General features: G+C 40.3%; 3 protein-coding genes and 1 pseudogene. 1 reads left to right on the top strand and 3 read right to left on the bottom strand.

What is annotated here, in order from left to right; genetic code table 11:
- The first annotated feature begins 397 nt into the window (after positions 1 to 397).
- Entirely contained in the window at positions 398 to 2431 is a 2034-nt protein-coding gene (locus IM515_RS02145; protein ID WP_287628656.1) for an elongation factor G, read from the top strand.
- 129 nt (positions 2432 to 2560) lie between these two features.
- Here IM515_RS02145 and IM515_RS02140 read toward each other — a convergent pair whose 3' ends face one another.
- The 3 genes and pseudogenes from IM515_RS02140 to IM515_RS02130 all read right to left on the bottom strand — a co-directional run.
- Positions 2561 to 4120 (bottom strand): hypothetical protein, encoded by a 1560-nt coding sequence (locus IM515_RS02140; RefSeq protein WP_287628657.1) that lies wholly within the window; start codon positions 4118 to 4120, stop codon positions 2561 to 2563.
- Positions 4121 to 4189: 69 nt separating this feature from the next.
- Entirely contained in the window at positions 4190 to 4474 is a 285-nt protein-coding gene (locus tag IM515_RS02135) for a hypothetical protein (protein WP_287628658.1), read from the bottom strand.
- Positions 4475 to 4601: 127 nt separating this feature from the next.
- A pseudogene (locus tag IM515_RS02130) lies at positions 4602 to 4784 on the bottom strand (IS630 family transposase); the annotation flags it as partial.
- Positions 4785 to 4949: the final 165 nt, after the last annotated feature.

Here is a 4949-nt window from a genome sequence, read left to right as displayed (position 1 = left end):
CCCCATTTCCCCATTTCCCCATTTCCCCATTTCCCCATTTCCCCATTTCCCCATTTCCCCATTTCCCCATTTCCCCACACCCCACACCCCACACCCACGAAAAACTTATTTAGCAAACCCTAGTTAACATTTATTCAAGTTCCTTAACTAAAAGTAGGCAAGACTTTACAAGAGATTGCGAGAATGGGATGTGATGCTTGAGACTGAGTTAGGGTGAAGAGTAAGAAAGAATACACCTGTAGCACTGGGCAAAATTATGGCAAGACAGGCCTTTCACTTCTAAATACGTCCTGAGAGTAATTTTCAGTGCTATGACAGTATATTTCCTAGGGCGATCGAGTGTAAATATCGTCCAATCGCCGCAACTAATCACTAAATCATTGTTGGGGGTATCTGTATGAATCAAAGTATCGGAGCAAACACCCGTAATGTGGCCCTTGTCGGCCCCTACTCCAGTGGAAAAACCTCCTTACTGGAAAGTTTACTTTTCGTAACAGGAGCGATCACCAGAAAAGGTAAAATTAGCGATCGCAATACCGTCGGTGATAGTTCCACCCAAGCGCGGGATCGACAGATGAGTGTAGAAGTTTCCGTTGCCCATAGTCAATACCAAAACCTAAATTTTACCTTTCTCGATTGCCCCGGTTCGATCGAATTTGCCAGTGAAACCTATAATGCCCTCGTCGGGGCCGGTGCTGCTATTATCGTTTGTGAACCAGTGGTCGATCGAGTTCTCACCCTAGCTCCCTTGCTAAAATTCCTCGATGATTGGGAAATTCCGCATCTAATCTTCATCAACAAGATGGATCGCTGTAATAGTCACTTTAACGAAGTCCTACAAGCTCTCAAATCCGTTTCTAGTCGTCCCCTCGTTCCCCAGCAATATCCCATCCGTCAGAACAACGAAATTATTGGATTCATCGATTTAATCAACGAACAGGCTTATCATTACCATGCTAACAGTCCCGCCGATCCTGTAGCTTTACCCGACCACCTCAAGGAAGAAGAACAGATTGCTCGACAAGAAATGCTAGAAACGATCGCCGAATTTGACGATCATCTTTTAGAAGAACTCCTCGAAGATATTAACCCCTCCCGGGAAGAAATTCTCCAAGACTTAAAACAAGAACTGGGAGCCGATCAGATAGTACCCGTGTTCTTCGGTATGGCGGAACGGGATTATGGTGTGCGTCATCTCCTCACCGCTTTAGTGGAAGAAGCGCCGGCCCCGACAATTACTGCCAACCGTCGCGGTCTCGATCCCAGTGCGGATGGAGATGCAGTGGTACAAATCCTCAAAACCTATTTTACTCCCCAGGGCGGTCGCCTGTCCCTAGGGCGAGTTTGGCAGGGAACCCTTAACGATGGCATGGCCTTGAACGGTGTGCGGATTGGTGGTATCTATCGTCTCATGGGACAACAACAACAACCCCTACAGCAGGCCCAAGCGGGGGAAATTATCGCTCTCGGTCGTTTGGAGGGAATCGCCACCGGAGACGTGGTTAGCAGCGGCAGTCAAAAACCCGACCTTCCCAAAGGATTACAGCTTAAACCCGTCTTTGCTCTCGCTATTGCCGCCGCAAATCGCAAGGATGAAGTTAAATTAAGTTCAGCTTTGACGAAACTGATCGAAGAAGATCCCTCCCTCCACTGGGAACAACACGGCGATACTAAAGAGGTGATTCTTTGGGGACAGGGAGAAATTCATCTGCAAGTGGCCCTCGATCGCCTAGCACGCAAGTATAATCTACCGATGACCACCCATTTACCCCAAGTTCCCTACAAGGAAACGATCAAAACCAGCACTAAATCCCACGGACGTTATAAACACCAAACCGGCGGCCACGGTGCTTTTGGTGATGTTTACCTCGATATTAAACCCTTACCCCGGGGGGAAGGTTTCCAATTCCATGAAACCATTGTCGGTGGTGTCGTCCCCAAACAGTATATCCCCGGGGTGGAAACGGGAGTGCGGGAATATCTCGGTCATGGTCCGTTGGGTTTCCCTGTGGTGGATATTGATGTCACCCTCACCGATGGTTCCTATCACAGTGTCGATAGTTCCGAACAAGCTTTTAAACAAGCGGCCCGTCTAGCGATGACGGAGGGACTGCCTAAATGTCATCCGGTCTTATTAGAACCAATTCTATCGGTGACGGTTCTCGCTCCCTCAGAATACACCGCCAAGGTTTTACAGTTAATCAGTGGTAAACGCGGTCAAATTCAGGGTTTTGAAGCTTCTGGGGAGTGGAAAGGTTGGGATCAGGTAACGGCCCATCTCCCCCAAGCGGAAATGCACGATTTTATCGTTGAATTGCGTTCTTTGACTATGGGTGTCGGTTTCTTCCAGTGGGATGAGGATCACCTGCAAGAAGTGCCGGATAAACTGCGCGATGCGGTTTTAGCTATGCAGGGTAACGGTAACAAGTAAAGTATTCTTGGCTTTCACTAAAGTAGAGGGATAAATTGGCGAGAGATGGGCTTTTATTGGCTCATCTCTCCCTTTTGTAGCAAAAAATGACAGAAGGGTTCGATAAGATTCTCTCAAGTTTGTACTGTCTTATAAATTCTTGTCTGTGTAGTTAAATAATCTTTCTAAGACCTTTTTAAGTTCGATAATTGGCAATGCCTGCTGTCTTCCTGTCACGGTTAAACTATGTGTAACACCGTAAAAAACATTTCTCATTATGTCTCTTTCCATTAATATATCGCCTTTTTCCTTTTGAAGTTTATTCTTATTTTCAAATTCTACATCCCAACACACCAATATATCAATATGATTGGCATCTTTTTTATTATTATTAATATCTGAATAAATGTCTTGTAAATTTCTCTTAAATTCTATCAAGATGTCTTTTCTTAGACTACTTCCATAATTTGTAAAAATTGTCTTATGTATTCCTAGTTGATTGTCATTTGAATAATATATATCTTGAGACTCTGTTAAATTATAATAGTACAAACCATCATAAACTTGATAGCCTGACAGTATTTTTAATTCATAGCCTTTCAGAAGATTCTTAGCAACAATTTCAATAAAAAGGCCAAGAACCTCCTGCTCTTCTAGGGGGGGTAAATACTTTTGAGTTAAAGATGATTCAAAGTATCTTTTTTCTTTCAATTTATCATTTAATTTTTCATAAGGTATATAAAAAGGATCGCTAATTCTTGTTCTAGTATCTCCTTCAACTATGTAGCGACGATATTTAATATAGTTTCTGTCTTTAAGTATCTCAAATACTTTATCCGATATCTGTTTCATTCGATAAGGACTAATTCCTTTTCTACCTGAGTCTAACTCCGTACGAATTGAATTATCTTTTATATCTACTAAAACCGTGTAGGGAAAGTAATTACTGTCATCAAATGGATGTATGCAAATTCCCGTAGGCATTCCATTTATTGCCAACCAGCATCCGTGTTCTATCTTAAAGTCAGTAGATATATCATTATTATGGAATCTTTCATTAAATTTATTGATAAAGTTCTTACTGGTAGCAGAAATTAAAATTCTTGCGGACAAGGGATTTTTAGAACCAAATTCAATTTCATCTATTTTTTCGTCTAGAAGATTGGCTTTAAAAGCAGCCTCTTTTTGTGTTTGGGAGAACTTGTCATCACCTAATTTTATCAAAGTTTCGTACTCGTCTAGTCTATTATAAAATGATTGCTCAATTCCAACCACTTCTCGAACAATTTCCCTGACAGTTAAATAGCCAGTTTTAATTTTAAACTTCTGACCATCTACCTTAAGGCTAAATTGAAAATACTCTTTTGAAGAGAAGACTTTATCTAGGGTTCCAACCACAGATCTTGTTCTCAAAATTGCCTCGATGGTTTTTTCACATTTGGCAAAATTAAAAGCTGTTGATAGTGTTTCCTCTACTACTTCATTGGGAAAATCATTAGGAAATTTAACAGTTATCTTTGTTTGAGATTCTTCTGAAGTTGATTGAGATTTCTGGTCAATTTCTTCTTCTTCTGAATTTGGCAACTCTGATTTAGAGTAGATAAAGTGATATAAATCTCTATAGGTTCTTGATGCTTTTATCCCGTCTTTGATACTCTCAATTTTCAATAAATTACTTTGAAAAGCAACAAAGGTAAATCCATAACCCATAAATCCAAATTTTTCAGTATTTTTCTCTCTTTTTAAAGATTTACCATTAACTAAAATCTTAGATATTTCTTATTCTTCTATACCAATACCGTTATCTGTGATGATGATTTCTCTTTGCTCCGTATTTATTTCTAACTCGATGCGACCTTGATCGATTTTGTCTTCTCCAAATTTTTCTATAATAGCATCGGCACTATTTTGCAAAAGTTCTGCGTAAATATCCCAAATGTGTCTATAGCTGGATATGATTCTTTCAATGTTTGATCTTATTTGTGATATTTGTTGTTTGGATAATTCCTCTTTAAGTATATTTTTCTGTTGTTTTTTGTCAAATTCTCTTAGAACATCAGCCATAATATTAATGCCTTAATGGTAGATTTGAGTTGTTCATAAAACCATGAGTCTCTATGGTATCATCGAACTAACCAGATGTCAAACTGGAAATGACAGAAGGGTTCAATAAGATTATCCTAGTGGTCTGTCAAGAAGGAACTGACGGATATAATCGCTTCAACTTAAGCCGAGCATCTTCGGTTGTGAATCGCCAATCTACAGAGGAAGAATTTTGATTGCGGCGGTTTTCCCAAGCGGCAACTTCCTCTGTTAAAACATTCTTATCGGAAATACGTCGGTCAAGGCACTGTCGCGTTAAAACGCTCGGTAATGATTCGGTAGTAGTGGCGTAGCTCTCTTGCTTACCTGGTATGAATTGTGTAAAATATTTATTAATAAAAATAATTGGAACCCGCTCAGTCTTTAAACCTCTAGCTTGCTCATGACTTTTCTGATAAATATCTTTTTCTGGCTCCTGTCTGGCTTACTCAAATAT

Origin of the sequence: Microcystis sp. M44BS1, from assembly GCF_020244875.1 — a bacterium.
Lineage (GTDB): Bacteria > Cyanobacteriota > Cyanobacteriia > Cyanobacteriales > Microcystaceae > Microcystis > Microcystis panniformis.
The sequence above is the reverse complement of the archived record's forward strand: the minus strand, read 5'-3'. Positions and strand labels throughout refer to the sequence as shown.

Coding starts and splice junctions, on each gene's coding strand:
- IM515_RS02145 (WP_287628656.1), top strand. CDS start 398: ATGAATCAAAGTATCGGAGCAAACACCCGTAATGTGGCCCTTGTCGGC.
- IM515_RS02140 (WP_287628657.1), bottom strand. CDS start 4,120: ATGGGTTATGGATTTACCTTTGTTGCTTTTCAAAGTAATTTATTGAAA.
- IM515_RS02135 (WP_287628658.1), bottom strand. CDS start 4,474: ATGGCTGATGTTCTAAGAGAATTTGACAAAAAACAACAGAAAAATATA.